The following is an 18,711-nucleotide window of genomic DNA, read 5'->3' as shown; positions in this document are numbered from 1 at the left end:
CGATAAAAGAAACCGCACCGTGTGACCGCTCCCGGCGGTCAGTCGTTGTCGTTAGGTGTCGCGCCGCGTGGCCAGCAATGCAGCCGCCAACAGCGCGATGACCGCGATGACCGCACCGAAGCCGGGGCCGCCCTCCTCAGTGGGCGTTGCCGTTGCCGTGTCGGGCTCGGGCGTGTCCGTTGCCGTCGGTTCCGGCGTGTCCGTTGCCGTGTCGGGCTCGGGCGTGTCCGTTGCCGTCGGTTCCGGCGTATCCGTCGGTTCCGGCGTTGCCGTCTGGCGTTGCTGGACGATCTCGACGCTCTCGACGTCCTCGTTGAACGAGTCGTCAGCCTCGAGATCGTACGTGCCCGTCTGGATGTCCTCGAGTTCGAGTGTGAGACTCCACTGGCCGTCGTAGCCCCACTCGTCGGTCGTGCTCAGCGCCACGGAGTCGCCCGCCTGGGTGTTGAGCTCGACCGTGATCGAGTTGTCATCCGGTCGCAGGTTGGTCGTCCCTTCGACGACCATCGTGTCGTCAACGGCGATCGGGTTGATGCCCGAGGCCTCCGCGCCCTCGGGGTAGACATCTCCAACCGCAGTCGAGGAGTCCGCCAGCCGGAACGTCTCCGTCACGATCCGGTCGTCACTCGCGACTTCCTCGACCGTCTGATCGAGAAGACGCGCACGCATCTGGTCACCCGTCAGGCCCTGGCCCGACAGGTTGTTCTCGACGAAGTCGGCGATGCCGTTGTTGTCCGGGAACTCGCCGTCACCGTAGGCACCATCACGACCCGTCGACAGGACGTGGATGCTGACCTGGCCGGTGTCGAGGCCGCCGAGATTGACCTCGTCCTCGTCGAACGTGTTGTCGTCGTCAACCGAGATGGTCTCGTGGTTCGCGTTTCCACGCTCGTCGAAGAACACCACGTCGACCTCTTGGTTACCGAGCGCGACGCCGGAGACGTTGATGTCACCGTCTTCGCTGGCCACCTGGCCACCGACGCTTTTGACGTTCGCGTTCAGTTCGGTGTCGACCACACGGATCGAGCCCTGTGAGCTCGTGCCCGTGTTGAAGTCCGAGACATCGACAGTATCGACAGGGTTGCCGTTGCTGTCCTGGACGTCTGCCACATCGATCACGCCGAGCCGGTAGCTACCGGGCAGCGAGAGGATGTCGTTGCCGCCACCGTCGCCACGCGAGATGACGGCGTCTTCCTGTTCGAAGGTGTCGTCGGCGTCGACGCTGATCGAGCGGTCGCTGACACCGTCACCTTCGGTCGAGTCGAGGTCGACGATCTGGTAGTCGCCGTCACGACGGGTGTAGAGCGCCACATCGTCGACACCCTCGGAGGCGGTACCGTTGATCGTGATTTCGCTGCCGACAACGTAGGTGCCGCTGGGCGTGTTGAGCCCAACAGTCCCCTCTTCGACCGTCAGTGTGGGGTCGTCCTCGTTGTCGGTGCCGTCCGCAATCGGGTTGATCACGGTTTCGTCGTAGAGTTCGACATCGACATCGGTCGTGTCGAGGTTGGACGTGTCGACCTGCCCTGCGCCGACACCGGTGTCGTCGTCGATGGTCACGTTCGCGTACGCGTAGTCGATGGACTCACCGGGTGCTTGGACCGAAACGTCTTGATCGCGCGGAACGACCGTGCCGGAGTCGGTCACGATACCGGTCTCGTCGGTGTCACCGACGTTGCGGAAGGTGCTCTGTGCGCTGTCGTTCGTGATGCCGTCACGGAAGTCGTCGTTGTCGATGAGGACAACGTGGGTCGCGCCAGCGTTGGAGCCACGGATCGTGTAGGTCACGTCGTTGCCACGCGTGGCGGTGTCCTCGTCGAGGTCGACCGTGATGTCGTCGTCACCGGTGACGGTGACGGTCGTCGACTCGATGGCACTACCGAAGTCGAGGTCGTCGGAGCCGGCAACCTCGATGGTGTAGGTGCCCGTTCCGAGACCGGTGAAGTCGAGTTCGTACTCGAGTTCACCGTCGGTGCTGGACTTGATTTCGTTACCGGCGCCACGGTCTGCGAGTGCGTCACCGGTGACTTCGAGGCCGTCCTCGTTCTCGATGGTGAGTTCGAGGTCCTCGGCCTGTTCGTAGTTGTAGTGAGCGTCGACGGTGAGGTCACCGGAGCCGCTCACGTCCGTTTCGCCTTCGGGGACCGAGCCGCCCGCGATATCTTCCTCGTTGGAGTTCAGCACCTCGAAGAGCGTGATCCGGGGTTCGAGAACGGTCACCTCGAAGCCACCGGCACCGTCGGTCGGACCGTTGCCGTCGTAGGTGCCGGTCGTCTCGGTTTCACTGACCGGCAATTGGAGGGTCTGACCCTCGGAGTCACCGGCCGTGCCCGTCAGGGATGACGTCGAGCCTTGGAACTCGATGTCCTGTTCGCCCTGGAAGACGGTCGCGCCGTCAAAGATGACACCGGTGCCGTCTTCGGTGTCGAAGGTGCCGGTTCCGTCGTTGTTGAGCGCGCGGTTGTTGCTCCCGACGCCCGTCACCGACGCGCTGGTGTCGGTGGTCGTCGCCGTCTCGGGACTCGTGATCGAGTCGCTGTCCGTCCCGTTGAGTTTCAGCGTGAGCGTCCCGGCCGCCGCCTCACCGCCGGCGAGGTTCGTGAGGTCGAACGTCGCCTGCTGGTTGGTTCCGGTGGTCAGGCTATTGTTAACGATTACGTCGCCATCGCTGTCGGCCAGTTCCAAGGCCGTGTCCGAACTCGAGGTGTCGACGCCGGTGCCCGCGTCAGTCAGGTTGTAGTCGACGGTCACGGTGCCGTACTGTCCGACTGAACTCGGGGAGACGCTGTTGATGACGACCGTCGGGGCGGTGGTGTCTTCCAAATTGAATGCACTGGTTGTTTTAGTGTTTTCGAAGGTACCATCTTGATCGGGGTCTTCATCAACCGAGTAATCGATGTTCGTTGCCTCAGTGGAACCGGTGCTGATCCCGGTGAGCGTGAGGTCGAAGGTCACTTCACGGTCGTCGTTTCCACTACCGTCGTCAGTAACGGTTAGTGTAACCTCACCCCCACTCAGCGTGGGACCGGAGGAGATCGAGTCGCCGCTATCGCCACTGGTGACAGTCGCCTCAGCGCCACTAACGGAAACACCACTCACGCTAGTCAGTGAGCTGATGTCAATTCGAACGTCAGCGGAGTCACCGCCCGCGGTAAGACCGGCGATATTTATTCCGGTGGTATTTTGTGTGTCATCCACTCCAAGTTCGACGTTCTCTGGAGTGCCAGCCGAACCGATAGTTGCAGTAGCCGACCCCGACAACGCCACGGTGCCGGCGAAAACCGAGAACACCATGAGCGCCGCGAGGACGATTGCACGGATCTTGTGGTTGTAGTTTGTCATGTGTTGTGGTTGTATAGTCGGTGGAAACGGCTCCGTTGTGGCGTAACCGACACGCTGTAGCGGGCAGAGTGGATACCTGTTCAAGCAGACGTGATAAGTGCTTTGCGGGTTGGCCCCGAGGACCGACACCGCGTCAAACACGGCCCGTGTGCCGACACGCCGGGAACGCGTCGCCGCTGCGGAGCGACGGGCCACCGTCTCGGCACTATCCTTGTATGTGTATTATTACCTATTAGATGTATCTAGTCATTGACTGAATTAGCAAGTCACCAAATATGGTGGGTTTCCTAGTATAGTATCACGATTGGCAATGTATATGGAGAAATAAGTGGAAAAGTTATATATGGGTGAGCATACCAACCATGAGTAGACGTGACAAAAGACAGGCAGTCAGGGATGGTTGCGGATGGTGAACGGGTAGCCGAGCACACTGCGGAACACGGAGACGACTGACGACGATGGTTGACAAATCCGATCTCGAGGGACCACGGATCGACCGGCGTACTGCGACGAAACTGCTTGCGGCTGGCGGCCTCAGCGGTCTCGCCGGGTGTAGCGGCGGCGGGGGTGGTGGTGACGAGAACACCGAAAGCACCGAAAGCACGGAAAGCGCCGACGAATCGGCCTCGTCCGGTGGTAGCTCGATCACCGCCGGCTGGAACATCGACCAGATCGAGTATTTCGACCCACACTATGTGGATAAGGGACAGGAGATCTACCTCCAGTCCAACATCTACAGCGGGCTGGTAAAGATCGGCTCGGACGGCGGCATCGTCGGCGACCTCGCCAGCGATTGGACGCTTCCCGACAGTTCGACGTACGTATTCGACCTGAAGGAAGGGGGGACGTTCCACAACGGTGACCCGCTCGACGCCGAGGCGGTGAAGGCGTCGTTCGAGCGGCTGATGAGCCTCGACGACTCGCCACACCTCAGCAAGCTCTCGGCTGTCGAATCCATCACCGCAGAGGATGAGACGACGCTTCGAATCAGCCTCTCCGAGACGGTCGGACCGTTCATCTCGTTTCTGACGCGGGGACCGGGACGTGCCGGTACGATCGTTCACGCACCGACCGCGACCGAAAGCCCGGAGGAGTACAACCGTATGCCCGTCGGGAGTGGAGCGTTCGAACTCACAGAACGGGAGTCCGGCGAGTACCTGCAACTGGAGGCCCACGACGGCTACTTCGGCACCGACGACGAGGGCAACGCCCTCCCGTATCTCGACTCGATTCGGGTCAACCTGATCCCGGAGCCGTCGACGATGTGGACGGCGATCCGTGGCGGCGAAATCGACTACTCGATCAGTATTCCGGCCGAGAACGCGGGACAGGCGGAGTCGATGGGTGAACTGAACGTCGTCGGGACGAATCCGGGGGCGTGGTTCTGTGTCGCTCCTCTCGCCAGCAACCCGAGCGAGGTCGACTTCGCTCAGTTCTCCACCGGAAGCGCGCAGGTGACTGACAAGTGGGCCGATCAGGACCTCCCGACGACGGACGTACGGGTCCGTCAGGCTATCGCCATGGCCATCGACCGCGAGGCGCTCGTCGAACGCGCCTTCTTCGGGTACGCGGAACCCGCCCACTCGCTGTTCAACCCCGCCATCTCGTGGCTGTACGAGGAGGAGCCCGATCCGGGGCAGTACTACGACCCCGAGGCGGCTCAGTCGCTTCTCGACGAGGCCGGGTACACCGGCGACCCTCGGATGACGCTCACCCTTCTCGGGGTGCCGGGCGACGAGCGACGGATGACCGTCGTCCAAGAGATGCTCTCACAGATCGGTATCGAGGTTGAACTCAACGTTCAACAGTCCTCTGCGTACTGGGACAATCTCTACAGCTACGAGAACGCGCTGGTGATGTACGACGGCTACGTCGACATCGATCCGTGGATGACGATGTGGAAGCAGCTGAAAACGCCCACCGAGAACGGCTCCGCGGGCGCGTGGCAGGCGAACCTCTACAGCAACCCCGACTTCGACAGTGCGCTCGAACAGGATTACGCCACGTCGGATTTCGACGAACGGGCCGAGATCATGCAACAGGCCGAGGAGATGTTCCTTGAGGATGCGGCGTGGGCGATGACGACGTTCCCGCTCATCCCGAAAGCGAGCACAGCCGACCTGACAGGTGTTGGGAATCAGGCGGGACTGAGCAACTTCCACACAGCTTCGGTCGAGTAGATGGGGGTCAAACGTTACGTGGCAAAGCGAACGCTCCAAGCCATCGGGGTTGTCTACGTGGTGGCGACGGCGGTGTTTGTCGCCGTCCGTTCGGTTCCGGGTGATCCGGCCCGACTGGTTCTGGGCGGGAACGCCGAACCCGACGAGTTGGCGGCCGTTCGTGCCGAACTCGGTCTCGACCAGCCGATCCACGTCCAGTACTACCGGTGGATGGCTGATCTAGCCCGCGGCGACCTCGGGGACTCCATCTACACCGGCCAGTCGGTGGGCGCGAGTATTGCAAACGCCGCCGAACCGACGCTGAGCATCGGCCTCGTCGGCATCACCATCGCCATCCTGATCGCCATCCCCGCAGGCATCGTCAGCGCTACCCGCCGCGACCGGTGGGAGGACTACGTTGCCACCGGTGTTGCCTTTCTCGGCATCAGTATGCCATCGTTCTGGATCGGGATCGTCCTCCTGCTTACCGTGGGGACGGCCGTTCCGGCCATTCCCTCGTTCGGCTACGCGTCGATCAGCGAGGGCGTGGTGCCGTGGCTCTCACACGTCATCCTGCCCGCGGCGGCCGTGGGACTGCCGTACGCCGGCATCATCACCCGGATGACTCGGTCGTCGATGCTCGAGGTCCTGAGTGAAGATTACATGCAGACGGCGCGTGCCAAGGGACTCCCGCCGCGGTTGGTCCTGTTCAAACACGGGCTCCAGAACGCGCTCATGCCCGTGGTGACCGTCGCTGGGATCCTCTTTGCGCTGCTGCTCGGCGGTATCGTCGCCGTCGAGATGGTGTTCGGGGTGCAGGGCTTCGGCCGGTTGCTCATCCGCTCTATCGAGCGCCAGGACTTCCCCATCGTCCAGGGCTCGGTGATCGTCGTCTCGATCATCTTCGTGTTCATGAACCTCTTTGTCGACCTGCTGTACATGTCGATCAACCCGAAGATCAAGTACGGGGGTGGAGCATGAGCACGGATTATGGCGACGCGGACACGTTCTTCGGCGTCCGTCTCGACCGTTTCGAGCGGCTGTACGAGGCGGTCGCCGGCGACTACAAGGCCACCTTCGGGCTGGTGACGGTGACGCTGTTCGTTCTCGCGGCGATCTTTGCGCCCGAACTCGCGCCGTACGACCCGATGGCACAGGAGTACGCCATCATGCAGGCACCGTCGTTGTCGAGCGCCCACCCGCTGGGAACGGACTCCTTCGGCCGCGACCTGCTCTCGCGGATGATGTACGGCGCACGCGTCAGCCTCGGCGTGAGTCTCGGCGCTGTCACCATCGGTGCCGTCGTCGGCGTCTCGCTCGGCGTCGTCGCCGGCTACTTCGGCGGCTGGGTCGACGACGCACTGATGCGCTTTGTCGACGTGCTCTGGGCCTTTCCCTGGCTCCTCGTGGCGATCATGCTCGTCGCCATCTTCGGTCAGGGTGTCTGGAACGTCATCGCCGCCATCGCCTTCGCCTACATCGACGACTTCGCGCGTCTCGCGCGCGGCGAGGTGCTCTCAATCCGTGAAGAGGAGTTCGTCCTCGCGGCCAAAAACATCGGTCTCGGCGACTTGGGAATCATGACCGAGGAGGTGTTGCCGAACGCGGTGGCGCCCCTCATCGTCCAGTTCACGGTGCTCATCGCACGGGCCATCCTAGCCGAGAGCACGCTCTCCTTTCTCGGTATCGGCGTCAAGCCGACCACGCCGACCTGGGGAGCGCTGCTGGGCCAAGGGCGAAGTCTCATCGGCCAGGCTTGGTGGATTTCGATCGTTCCCGGCGTCGCCATCGTGATCACGGTGCTCGGTATCAACCTCTTTGGCGACGCGCTCCGCGACGCCTTCGACGTTCGCGGGGAGGGGGGATCACCGTGAGCCTCCTCGACATCGAGGATCTCTCGATCACATTTCCCGTCGAAGGCGGGCCGGATGTGCCCGCCGTCGAGGGTATCGACCTCTCGGTCGAAGCAGGCGAGATCCACGGTCTCGTCGGCGAGTCCGGGTCGGGCAAGAGCGTCACCGCACGGTCGGTCATGCGCTTGCTCGACGACGCCGAGGTCGGTGCAAAGCGGTTCGACTACCGCGGCGAGGACCTCTATGACAAATCCGAGGCCGAAATGCGCCAGGTCCGTGGCGACGAGATCGGCATGGTGTTTCAGGACTCGTTGTCGGCGCTCAACCCCGTGATGACGGTCGGCGAACAGATCGCGGAGGTGGTCCGCCACCACGGCGACGTCGAGGAGTCGACCGGCCTCCTGAGCGAACTCCGGCGCAAGTACATAACCGGAACCAGCACGTCCGCCCCCTCGTGGCGTCGCGCCGTCTCCCTGTTGGAGACGGTCGGGATCCCGGACCCCGAGACGGTCGCCACGTCCTACCCCCACCAGCTCTCCGGTGGCCAGCGCCAGCGTGTCATGATCGCGTCGGCGCTCGGGGGAGATCCCTCGCTTATCGTCGCCGACGAGCCTACGACGGCACTCGATGTGACCGTCGAGGCAGGCATTCTCGGCGAACTCCGGCGGCTCTGTGATGAACTCGACGTCGCGATTTTGTTGATCACCCACGACCTCGGCGTCGTTGCCGAGACGTGTGACAGCGTGACCGTAATGTACTCCGGATCGGTGATGGAGCGTGGCCGAACCGACCAGTTGTTCGAGAACCCGGTACATCCCTACACGAAGGGGTTGCTCCGGAGCATCCCGGAAGGGGCGTCGACCGGCGGCGAACTGACGACGATTCCGGGATCGGCACCGGAGCCGACCGACCGCCCCGACGGCTGTCCGTTCCGCGACCGCTGTCCGGCCGCCTTCGATGCGTGTTCCGAGCCGTTACCCGAACACGTCGTCGACGACGGCCACGTCTCACACTGCCATCTCTACACCGAGGGCGACGACCCTGGCGAGGTGACGTGGGACGCGCCCGCGGCGACGAACGGCAGCCTCGACGGAACGACCGAGCGAACCCACACAGAGGTGACAGACGGATGAGCACGACCGACACGACCGACGAACAGCCACGCGAACTCCTGGCGGCGACAAACGTAAAGAAACATTTCCCGCTCGACGAGGGGCTTTTCGATCGCCTGTTCGGTGACAGTCAGGTCGTTCGCGCCGTCGACGGCGTCGACCTGACCGTCCACGCCGGCGAGACGGTCGGCATCGTCGGCGAATCCGGGTCGGGCAAGAGCACGCTCGGCCGTACGGTTTCCCGTCTGTACGAACCCACCGACGGGAGCATCATGCTCGACGGAAGACACATCGAAACCTACTCGGGGCGGGAACTCCGCTCGATTCGTCGCCGCGTCCAGTACGTCTTCCAGGATCCGTTGTCGGCGCTCAACCCACGCAAAACGGTCGGCGAGAGCGTCGCGCGTCCTCTCTCGGTCCACGACATCGCCAGCGGTGAGGCGAAGTGGGACCGCGTCGCCGAACTGTTCGACGAGGTCGGTCTCGCACGGTCACACCTCGACGCCTACCCGCACGAACTCTCCGGCGGTCAGCGCCAGCGGGTCGGCCTGTGTCGGGCCCTCGTGACCGAACCCGACCTCGTCGTCTTCGACGAACCCGTTTCGGCGCTCGACGTGACCCTACAGGCTCAGATCCTCAACCTCATCAACCGCCTCCAGCAGGAGTTCGAACTCTCGTACCTGCTTATCTCCCACGATCTCAGCGTCGTCCGGCAGGTGTGTGACCGGGTGGCGGTGATGTACGCCGGCGAAATCGTCGAACGCGGAACGGTGGCGGATATCTTCGAGAACCCGAAACACCCGTATACGCGGGCGCTTCTCGACGCCATCCCGCGGGTTGAGGCAGGGGAGCGGGGCGAACGGAAGTCCCTCGGTGGCGAACCGCCGAGTGCGACAAATCCGCCGGACGGCTGTCGGTTCCACCCCAGGTGTCCCGAGTTCATCGACGGGTCCTGTTCGGGGCGGAAGCCGGAACTCCAGTCGGTCGACGGCAGCGCCGGGCACGAGGCCGCTTGCCACTGGCTTGACCGGAGCGAGGCCAAGCGGGCGACCCACACTCCGCCCTCGCCGTCCGAGCGTGACGTGATTCAAGAATCGACCGGCGACTAGCCGGAGTCCCGCGCCGGGCCGGGGCGGCCGTAACAACGTTTGCCCGGCCGTGTGTCAGCCATCGACGTCGGTAACCGTCCCCACGCCCTTGCTTTGTCCCTCGCGGAAAACGAACCGCTGGCCCTCCTCGACCAGATACGGTCGGAATTTGAACTCGACGGTCACGGTCCCGTGGTCGCCGGGGAGAAGGTGGCCGTCCTCGGGGCGGAAGATGGCCGCCTCGCTGACCGTTTCGAGGTGAACGACGGGTTCGTACCCCGTTCCGATGCGGGTCGGGTGGTTGAGAACGACCATGTCGGCTTCGAATTCGCGGACCGGCGTGGGGTCGGCGTCGGCAGGGAGGAGTGTCATGCCCCGTTCGATATCAGACTCCGAGACGCCCTTGAGTGCGATGCCGACGATGCGTCCCGCCTCCGCGCGGTCGACACGATGGTAGTGCATCTCGATAGAACGCACCTCGACATCGCGGAAGGTACCGTCGACCATCGGACCGAGAAGGAGACTGTCGCCGGCCTCGACGGTGCCGGAGTTGACAGTTCCGGAGGCGACGGCGCCCACGCCCGTCACCGAGTAGGTCCGGTCGATGTACATCCGGAACGCGCCGTCGTCGCCGGTGGTCTTTGGGAGTCGTTCGAACAGGTCGTCGAGAACGTCCAGCCCGGTCCCCGAGACGGCGCTGGTTCGCAGGATTGGCACCACGTCCCCGACCTCCTCGGCGGCGGTCCCGACGCCGTGGCGCTCGATCCGGAGCGGCGTTTCCTCGACGTCCCGCAGAAGGCGTTCGACGGCGCGTTCGACCTCCTCGACGCGGTCCTCGCTCACGAGGTCGGTCTTGGTGATCGCCACCATGGTCGGTAGTTCGGTTGCCAGCAGGATCCCAAGGTGTTCGCGGGTGGTGTCGGTCGGGCCGTCGTCGGCGGCGATGGTCAACAGACCGTAGTCGAGTTTCTGGCCCACGAGGCCACGGATCGTCGTCCGGAGCCACGGTTCGTGCCCGACGGTATCGACAAAGGAGACGAGGCGGTCGGCCTCCTCGACGACCCTGGCGCGGTCGGTCTTGCGGTGGGGGTTGTCCATCCGCACCGGGCCGTCGTCGTCGAAGCCGTACACCGCATAGGAGAGGTCCGCAGAGAGGCCGCGTTCGACCTCGTGGGGTTGGACATCGAGATACGATCTGGTCTCACCTTCACCATTATCGGCCTGCCCGGTGACGAGCGTCCCGACGAGCGTGCTTTTGCCGTGGTCGACGTGACCGGCGGTGCCGACGACGATGTGAGAGTCGTCCGTGTCGAGAATGCCGCCCTCGCGGACGGTGGCGACCCCGACCAATCCCTCGCCGCCGCTGTCGTCGCCGACACCCCACGTCTCGACGTCTTCGATGTGTGCGCCCGCCTCCTCGGCGAGCAACGAAAGCACGTCCATGGACTCCGAGAACACCGACGGGGAGACGCCGGCGACCCGGCCGTCGTCGGTAACCCCGACAACGTACGTCGCCTCCCCGTCGCCGGAGAGCACCCGGTGGCGCAGTTGGGCGGCCAAACTCTCCATGCGCCCGTCGGCCAGGTGGACGTCACGGGAGAGCCGTTCTTTGAACTCGATCGGTCCGCCCTCCTCCTCGCCGCGTTCGAGAGCCTCCCGAAGAACGGCCCGATCGGCGGTCATACACCGTGATATGGAACCACTCGACAAAACGCTTTCCGTCGTATGTGTACGGTTAGCACAGTAATTCAGCCTCGGAGCCGTTCGTACGCGCGGTTCACGCGCTTGAACGCCTCCTCGTCGCCACCCTCCGTGTCGGGGTGGACGTCCTTGACCTTCGACCGATACGCCCGTTGCACCGCGTCCTCGTCCGCTCCGGGCTCCAAATCCAGCGTCTCGTAGGCCTCGCGCCGGGTCGGGCCGTCGTCGGGCGCGCCCGCCGGGCCGCTCCGGGCACCCTGTGCGGTTCGGCCGGCGCGTCGATCGTGGCTCCCGCGTCCGCCGGCCGTTGCACCGAACCCACCCGGGGCGCGCCGCGACCCGGCACCGCCGCTGGCCCGCGCCCGTCGTCGGGTTCGGGCCGCCAGCCGGCCCGTCGCGTGGTGCCACATGAGATACGTCGTCAGGCCGAACGGAAGCGCCAGAAACAGCAAAAACAGCTGTCGGACGAACGCGAGCACCACGAGCACGACCGTAATGCCCGCAAACACCGCCGCGAGGCCGAGCACGAGTCGGTCCCTGTCCACACCGTCGCATCCGTCGCCCACCGTTGTAAGCGTCCCGCCCGACGCCGGGCAAAGGGGTCAAACCGTCCCGCCCCATATATGGGCCGTGAGCGTTACAAGCATTTGTCAGGTTTGCGAGAATACGACAGCCAGACACACCTGTGGGAGTTGCGGGGCGGCCGTCTGTGAGGAGCATTACCGGCAGGGGACCGGGATGTGCGCCGACTGCGCCGGCGGCACCCGGTTGGGCGACGCCGACTGACGAGGTCAGCGGTGTCGGTTGAGTCGGGCCCGCAGTCGCTTCGCCGCCTCGCCGGCCGCGCCGAAGTACGCCGTCTCGTCGTCGTGTGGCGGTTCCCCGGCGGTCCCGGACATCGCCCGCGGGTCCGGTGAGCGTTGTTCACCGGCGAAGATGATCCCCCGAGAGGAGTTGACGAGGCCAACGCCGTCGGCCAGACCGTACTCGACGGCCGCCTCGGCGTCGCCACCCTGTGCCCCGACGCCGGGAACGAGAAAGGGGATGTCGGGGACCTCGGCCCGGAGCGTCTCCAGTTCTTCAGGGGCCGTCGCGCCGACGACGAGGCCGACGTTGCCGTGCTCGTTCCACAGGTCCGCGAGCGCCGCCACCCGTCGGTAGAGCGGTTCGCCAGACGCGAGTTCGAGATCCTGTAGATCCGCGCCGCCGGGGTTCGAGGTGCGACAGAGAACGAACACCCCCGCGTCCGCACGGGAGAGAAAGGGATCGAGCGAGTCCCGGCCCATGTACGGGTTGACCGTAACCGCGTCGGCAGTGTCAAGGAGGTCGGCGTACCGTCGGGACGTGTTGCCGATGTCCGCTCGCTTGGCGTCGACGAGAACGGGGACGTCCTTGCCGTGGGCGTAGGCGACCGTCTCCCGAAGCGCCCGCCAGCCGTCGGCGTCCTCGTAGAAGGCGGCGTTGGGCTTGTAGCAGGCGGCGTGATCGTGTGTGGCGTCGATAATCCGCCGGTTGAACGCCCAGCGGGGCAGATCGTGACCGTCGAGAAAGTCCGGGATGCGGTCGGGGTCGGTGTCAAGGCCGACCGAGACGACGCTGTCGATCCGGTCGATCCGGTCGCGCAGACGGTCGAAAAAGGCGGTCATGCCGTCGAATCGGCCGGGTGAGACTATAACCTTCCGCCCTTACCGTCCGTCGTACACCACGTCGCCGTCAACGACGGTCAGCATCACGTCGATGTCGGCGATATCGTCGGCGTCCCACGGCGAGCGATCGAGAACGACGAGGTCGGCACGTTTGCCGGGGGCCACCGTCCCGAGACGGTCCTCGTCGAAGCCCGCGTACGCCCCGCCCAGCGTGTACGCCCGGAGCGCCTCGGTCACGTCGAGACGTTGTGCGGGGGTCGGCGCGTCAACGGCGTGGGCAACGCCGACGAGTGGATCGAGCGGCATACAATCGCTTCCGAACGCAAGACGGACGCCGGCGTCGGCGAGGCGGCGGAGGCGGTTGGTTTCGGTCCACCGTTCGCCCAATCGGTCGGCGTACAGTCCCGACCCGCCAGCCCAGCGGTGGAAGTTGGGTTGGACCGAGGCGACGATGCCTCGATCGGCGATCCGGTCGATGGCGTCGTCGCCGGCGAGTTCGGCGTGTTCGATCCGGTGGCGGGGTCGCTTGGCATCCGTGCGGTCGGCGTAGGCGTCGACGACGGCGTCGACGGCTTCGCCGCCGATGGCGTGTGCGGCGACCTGAAACCCCGCCGTCTCGGCGTTGTCGAGCAGTTCCCGGAACGCGGCGGGACCGACGGTCCACTCGCCACGCTCCGTGGGGGCGTCGGCGTAAGGAGCAACGAGTCGGGCCGTCCGCCCACCGATGCTCCCGTCGGTGAGACTCTTGATCGCGCCGACCCGCACGAGTCCGTCGCCGTGGTTCGTCCGCAGCCCCGTTTCGACGAGGGCGTCGAGGTGGTCGGCCCAGTAGTTGAGACGCACACGCAGGGTGAGGTCGCCGGCGGCGGCGAGGTCACGGTAGACGCGGGGGGCGGACGACCGACGGACCATGTCGTGGACGGTCGTCACACCCCGCTCGTTGGCGTGGCGCTGTGCAGTCCGGAGCAGGTCGGCCATCCCTTCGGCATCGGGAGCGAGGCCATCAAGGACCGCCTCGGCGGCCCGTTCGACGACGACGCCCGTCTGGTCGCCGCCGTCTACCCCGTGTCGGACGTTCTCGTCGGGCAGGTCGTCGAACCGGTCGAGGGCGGTCGAGTCCAACGAGACGACGTGGAGGTCCTCGCGGACGGCGACGACGGGACCGGCCGCGTCGATGGTGTCGAGGTCCCGGCGGGTGAGATACGACCCGTCGTTCCACACGCTCTCGTCGTATCCGAAGCCGAGGACGGGGTCGTCGTCGGCCACGGCGTCGGCCCGGTCGTGCAGGCGGTTCAGTGCCTCCTCGCGGCCCGTGGCCCCCGAGAGATCCGCGTGAACGAGTTTCCGACCCAACAGGTCGAGGTGGGTGTGGGCGTCGATAAAGCCCGGCAGAACCACCTGCCCACCGACGTCGACGACCCGGGTGTCGACGCCGTCGAGAAAGGCGAGTTCGTAGGCGCTGCCGACACGGACGATCCGACCCCGACGGACGGCGGCCGCCTCGTGGGTTTCGTCCGGGCGAGCGAGCGTGTGGACCTCCGCGTTCGTCACCAACAGATCGGCGGCTTCGGTCATGATTGGGTTGTATGGGCGAGCGCGTTAACGTTTTGGACGGGGGCTCAGCCGGTTATCGCGATGGGAATCGGTGTGAAACACGACAGCCCGAGAAGGAGCGTCACCGCCCCGATCACCCACCGGGACCGACCGACCGAGGTTTCGTCCATCGGCGTCGCGTTGCCGGCCCGCAGAAAGAGCAACGAGAGCACGCCCCAGAGCGCCCAGAGCTGTGCCCCTCGCCCGTTCTCGAAGACGAACAGGTACACGGCGAGGCCGAACAGTCCGATCGGGACGACCCGCTGGATCGCGCCGATCCGCTCCCCGAGCAACGCCCGGGTCACGTGTGCGCCGTCGAGTTGGCCGACGGGAAGCAGGTTGAGAAAGGTCACGAACGCCCCGACCCAGCCACCGACGACGACCGGGTTGACCATCCGGCCGTCGCCGTAAACCAGCGGTTCACCCAACAGCGCAGCGATACCGGCCACGAGCGGCGGGTAGCCGATGTCGAGACCGGCGACGATGGCCCCCTCGCTCACCGAGACGGGCGGCAGCGACACCCCGACAGCGGTGACGACGACCGTCGCAACGAGGCCGGCAAGCGGCCCTGCGACACCGATATCGAACAGCGCTCGCCGATCCGGGATGGTGTCGTTCATTCGGATCACCGCCCCGAGGGTGCCCAGAATACTCGGGATCGGAATAAAGTAGGGAAGCGTCGCCTCGACGTCGTGGTAGCGACTGAGGGCGTAGTGACCCAGTTCGTGGATCGCGAGAACGCTCATAACGGACAGAGTGAACGGCCACGCCCCGAGAAGGGCGAGCGGATTGGTCGCCAAATCGATCCCGTACCACTGCGAACCGGCGTAAAGCGTCGTCAGCAGCGTCGCACCGAACAACACGACGTTGGTCCACGGCACACCGTCTATCCCGGTGGATCGTTCGGTCGCGATGAGAACATGTTCCCCCGTTCGATACTCGAGGGACACGCGGTAGCCGCGTTCGCGAAACCGGGGGGCGAGCGTCCGGAGAACGGACTCTTTGGCACCGGCGAGGTCACCGTAGTACAACACCTGCTCGTCGCCGACCTCGACCTCGTACACGAGAAACGAGTCCCCGAGCGCATCCGGGTCAGGGAGGTCGCTCGGAAGCGGTTGGTCGTCCATTGGTTGTCGTATGGGCTGTAGGCACTAGTATCGGTTGGACGCCGCGAAACGGTTGTCGTTCGTAGGGTGTATCATGGACGAACCGGACGATTCGGAGGTCGCAGGCGGCCACCCCTGATCCCGGTCAGCGCCGCGCTTTTCGCACCGCATAGACGGCCAGTTCGACCGAATAACAGACAGCACAGCCCCGAAACTCCGGGCGTTCGAGGGTCGTGTCCGTCGGGTCTGTCGTCGTCTCGTTTGTCTCAGTTGCCATATACTGGGTTTTGCCGCCAGCGACCTAACGCTGACACGGTCGTGCATACAGGTCACACGACCGGTCAGGGCGTGTAGTAGTACTCGCCCTGTCGTTTCTGCTTGCGGTCGAGTTGGCTGTCGGGTTTGTTGATGCGGGGACGACCCGTCCGTTCGTCACGCCGGAAGGTGATGTCCAGATCCGCGAGAAAGTCGTTCATCCCCGAGCGCATATCCTGTGGCGTCGAGGCGTGGCCGCGCTCGGCTGGTTCGCCGTCGAACACCAGCAGACGGTCGGCCAGCAGATCGATCATGTAGATGTCGTGATCGATCACCATCGCGGTGGCGTCGTGAGTCTCGGCGTACCGACGGATTGCGGTGGTGGCCTGCACCCGTTGTTCGACATCGAGATGGGCGGAGGGTTCGTCTAGCAGGTAGAGGTCGGCGTCCTCCGAGAGGCAGGCGGCGATGGCGACGCGTTGTCGTTCTCCACCGGAGAGGTCCGTCAACTGTTGTTCCATGATCCGCTCCAACTGTAGGGGTCGGGCGATCTCCGTGTTCCAGAAGGAGGTACCGAAGTCGTCGGTGATCGAGGAGAGAAACGTATCGACCCGCATCGGCTGGTCGACCTCGACGTACTGTGGTTTGTAGGCGATGTCGAGTTCGAAGTCCAAATCGCCCGTGTCGGGGGTGAGCGACCCCGCAAGCAGTTTCGCGAGCGTCGACTTCCCGATTCCGTTGGGGCCGACCACGCCGAGCACCTCGCTCCGGTAGATGGTGCCGGCGTCGACGGACAACGAGAACTCCCCCTCGCCGTAGGATTTGGCCAGATCGGGGTATTCGATCAGGGGCGTCCCGTCCACGGACTCTCGGGGGGCGTGTTGTTCGAACGTGATCTCGTCGGGGCGGATTCGCATGTTCTCGTTGTCGAGATAGCCTCGGAGATACTCGTTGATACCGTTGCGAACCGACTTGGGATCGGTGACGACGCCGTACGCGCCGGGTTCGCCGTAGGCGATGTGGATCGTGTCCGCGAGGAGATCGAGCACCGCGAGGTCGTGTTCGACCACGAGCATCGAGCGATCCTCCTGGTCGGCGAGTTCGCGAACGAGGCGGGCCGCGGTGACCCGTTGGCCGATGTCGAGGTAGGGTGTGATCTCGTCGAAAAAGTAAAAATCCGCGTCGCGGGCGAGCGTCGCCGCCAGCGCAACCCGCTGGAGTTCGCCACCCGACAGCGTGCCGATGGGCTGGTCGATGATCGGGCGGATCGAGAGCCGGTCGATCAACTCGTCGACGACGCCGCGTTCGTCCGTGCCCGCCAACAGGTCGCTCGTTGTCCCGTCGACCTGGTCGGGGATGCGGTCGATGTACTGGGGTTTGCGCGCGACGGTTACCTCGTCGTCGATCAGGTGTTCGAGGTAGGTCTGAAGCGCCGTCCCGCGGTAGCGGTCGAGTACCGTCTCCCACTCGGGGGTGTCGTCGTACCGGCCGAGATTGGGGACCGTCTCGCCCGCCAGCGCGTGGACGGCCGTGGACTTTCCGATGCCGTTCGGGCCGAGGAGACCGGTGACCGTCCCCGACTCGGGAACCGGCAGGCCGTAGAGCCGGAACGCGTTCTCGCCGTACTGGTGGATTGGGCTGTCATCGAGTTCCTGTGGGAGGTTGATGATCTCGATGGCGTCGAAGGGACACTTCTCGACACAGATGCCACAGCTCTCGCCGAGACAAAGTTCCTCGGAGATGCTGATCTGTGCCGGGTCACCGTCGTAGAGGTCGGGGTCGTCGTGACGCTCCTCTAGCGTGACGATACACTCCTCGCCGGTGCGGTTTGGCGGACAGAAGTTCGCACACTCGTAGTTACAACGGTCGGGTTGACACCGGTCGAGGTCGACGACCGCAATACTGTCGTCGGCCATGGTCAGACGGTCGCACCGGTGGTGAGCAGGATTGCGAAACTGATGAACCAGAGCGTAAACGTCATAAACGCCACGTAGAGGTGGTCTTTTGCCCCGAAGTCGGAGACATCGACGCCGATTGCCTTCAACAAGGGGTACTGGCCGACGACGGCAGCCACCAGGAACGCGAGCGCCCGGGTGTCGGAGGCGGCCTCCGGGCTGGTCCCGACGACGACGGCGGCGGCAACGCTTGCCCCGACGCCGGCGAGACATGCCAGCGTGGTGACGGTCACCCCGCGGACGTGTCCGGAGAGGCCCGTCTGCGTTTCCGTAGCCATACACCACCGTGCGGTGTCGGGGATCAAAAGGCGTTCGATACGGTGAACCGGCTCGCCGCGTGCCGCGACACCGTCGGTCGGTGCCGGTCAATCCCGCGTTCGGCCGCGTTCCGGCCGGCGACCGGACCGAACACCGTCTTCGCCGTCATCGGGTTCATCGGCTCCGCCGTCGTTATCGCGCCTACGTCGCCGACACCGGCGCCGGCGCCGGCGGCGACCAGCCTACCGGGTCGGAGTGTGGGCTCCTGTTCGATCCCCCGTGGTCGAACGCGGAGCCGCTGCCACACCGTCTGAGCACACGCATGTCGGTGTCGACGACGAGACCGCCAATTGTGGCCAGCGCGGAGCCGAGGCGGGGTCCGTCGTTGGCTTCTGCTCCTGTCTCGTTTCGTTTTCCGGTGGAACAATGGAAAGTCCGTTATGACGTATCCAACGCCGTCGTCGGCGCTATCAGTCCGGTCGTCGTTACGCTCGTCGAGGGAGAGGATACCGACGCGGTCAGCCGGTGGGAGGACGTGTTCGGAACGAGTTCCTCGTAGCCAAGCGGGGTGAGCGGTGGGGGGTTTACCTCCCAACCACCGGCCACTCGTTGTCCGTTGTCCGTTGCCCGGTGTCCCCTCACA

At 64.9% G+C, this 18,711-nt stretch carries 15 protein-coding genes and 1 pseudogene; 6 read left to right on the top strand and 10 right to left on the bottom strand.

Annotated features, from left to right (window positions below):
- Positions 1 to 51: 51 nt before the first annotated feature.
- Together csg and Q0925_RS12450 are read right to left on the bottom strand one after the other, a co-directional pair.
- A complete protein-coding gene (csg, locus tag Q0925_RS10605) occupies positions 52 to 2,955 on the bottom strand; it encodes an HVO_2072 family ArtA-dependent S-layer glycoprotein (RefSeq protein ID WP_299335211.1) in 2,904 nt (967 codons plus the stop codon).
- Between the two features lie 297 nt (positions 2,956 to 3,252).
- A pseudogene (locus tag Q0925_RS12450) lies at positions 3,253 to 3,342 on the bottom strand (surface glycoprotein); the annotation flags it as partial.
- A 458-nt stretch (positions 3,343 to 3,800) separates the two neighbouring features.
- Between Q0925_RS12450 and Q0925_RS10600 the strand changes: the two are divergent.
- Genes Q0925_RS10600 through Q0925_RS10580 form a run of 5 tightly spaced genes read left to right on the top strand, consistent with a single transcriptional unit; the run spans position 3,801 to position 9,575 of the window.
- Positions 3,801 to 5,522, top strand: coding sequence for an ABC transporter substrate-binding protein (locus tag Q0925_RS10600; protein ID WP_299335208.1), 1,722 nt, complete (start codon positions 3,801 to 3,803; stop codon positions 5,520 to 5,522).
- A complete protein-coding gene (locus Q0925_RS10595) occupies positions 5,523 to 6,482 on the top strand; it encodes an ABC transporter permease (RefSeq protein ID WP_299335205.1) in 960 nt (319 codons plus the stop codon).
- The gene (locus Q0925_RS10590) at positions 6,479 to 7,375 is read left to right on the top strand and encodes an ABC transporter permease (RefSeq protein WP_299335203.1); all 897 of its coding nucleotides are present in this window, start codon (positions 6,479 to 6,481) and stop codon (positions 7,373 to 7,375) included. The genes Q0925_RS10595 and Q0925_RS10590 overlap by 4 nt, the downstream gene beginning before the upstream one ends.
- Positions 7,372 to 8,487 carry an ABC transporter ATP-binding protein gene (locus Q0925_RS10585; protein ID WP_299335201.1) on the top strand — a complete coding sequence of 372 codons (1,116 nt, stop codon included), beginning with the start codon at positions 7,372 to 7,374 and terminating at the stop codon, positions 8,485 to 8,487. Before Q0925_RS10590 ends, Q0925_RS10585 begins: the two co-directional genes overlap by 4 nt.
- Positions 8,484 to 9,575 (top strand): ABC transporter ATP-binding protein, encoded by a 1,092-nt coding sequence (locus Q0925_RS10580; RefSeq protein WP_299335199.1) that lies wholly within the window; start codon positions 8,484 to 8,486, stop codon positions 9,573 to 9,575. The genes Q0925_RS10585 and Q0925_RS10580 overlap by 4 nt, the downstream gene beginning before the upstream one ends.
- Positions 9,576 to 9,629: 54 nt before the next feature.
- On the opposite strand, the gene Q0925_RS10575 is transcribed toward Q0925_RS10580, so the two are convergent.
- From Q0925_RS10575 to Q0925_RS10540, 8 genes are all read right to left on the bottom strand, one after another.
- Positions 9,630 to 11,237 carry a GTPBP1 family GTP-binding protein gene (locus Q0925_RS10575; protein WP_299335197.1) on the bottom strand — a complete coding sequence of 536 codons (1,608 nt, stop codon included), beginning with the start codon at positions 11,235 to 11,237 and terminating at the stop codon, positions 9,630 to 9,632.
- Between the two features lie 65 nt (positions 11,238 to 11,302).
- Positions 11,303 to 11,800 (bottom strand): J domain-containing protein, encoded by a 498-nt coding sequence (locus tag Q0925_RS10570; RefSeq protein WP_299335195.1) that lies wholly within the window; start codon positions 11,798 to 11,800, stop codon positions 11,303 to 11,305.
- A 246-nt stretch (positions 11,801 to 12,046) separates the two neighbouring features.
- Positions 12,047 to 12,901, bottom strand: coding sequence for an orotidine-5'-phosphate decarboxylase (gene pyrF, locus Q0925_RS10565; RefSeq protein WP_299335192.1), 855 nt, complete (start codon positions 12,899 to 12,901; stop codon positions 12,047 to 12,049).
- A gap of 39 nt (positions 12,902 to 12,940) precedes the next feature.
- A complete protein-coding gene (locus Q0925_RS10560) occupies positions 12,941 to 14,476 on the bottom strand; it encodes an amidohydrolase (protein ID WP_299335190.1) in 1,536 nt (511 codons plus the stop codon).
- A 44-nt stretch (positions 14,477 to 14,520) separates the two neighbouring features.
- Positions 14,521 to 15,621, bottom strand: coding sequence for a site-2 protease family protein (locus tag Q0925_RS10555; RefSeq protein ID WP_299335187.1), 1,101 nt, complete (start codon positions 15,619 to 15,621; stop codon positions 14,521 to 14,523).
- A 124-nt stretch (positions 15,622 to 15,745) separates the two neighbouring features.
- A complete protein-coding gene (locus Q0925_RS10550) occupies positions 15,746 to 15,877 on the bottom strand; it encodes a hypothetical protein (RefSeq protein WP_299335185.1) in 132 nt (43 codons plus the stop codon).
- Positions 15,878 to 15,941: 64 nt separating this feature from the next.
- Complete coding sequence (locus Q0925_RS10545) at positions 15,942 to 17,771, bottom strand: ribosome biogenesis/translation initiation ATPase RLI (RefSeq protein WP_299335182.1); 1,830 nt, start codon at positions 17,769 to 17,771, stop codon at positions 15,942 to 15,944.
- Between the two features lie 2 nt (positions 17,772 to 17,773).
- Positions 17,774 to 18,088: a hypothetical protein gene (locus Q0925_RS10540; RefSeq protein WP_299335178.1), complete on the bottom strand. Its 315-nt coding sequence runs from the start codon at positions 18,086 to 18,088 to the stop codon at positions 17,774 to 17,776.
- A 398-nt stretch (positions 18,089 to 18,486) separates the two neighbouring features.
- Here Q0925_RS10540 and Q0925_RS10535 point away from each other — a divergent pair, with 398 nt between their 5' ends.
- A complete protein-coding gene (locus tag Q0925_RS10535) occupies positions 18,487 to 18,627 on the top strand; it encodes a hypothetical protein (RefSeq protein ID WP_299335176.1) in 141 nt (46 codons plus the stop codon).
- Positions 18,628 to 18,711: the final 84 nt, after the last annotated feature.

The organism is Haloplanus sp., assembly GCF_028275055.1.
Lineage (GTDB): Archaea > Halobacteriota > Halobacteria > Halobacteriales > Haloferacaceae > Haloplanus.
Note: the sequence above shows the minus strand (reverse complement) of the source record. Positions and strands in the feature narration are given on the sequence as shown.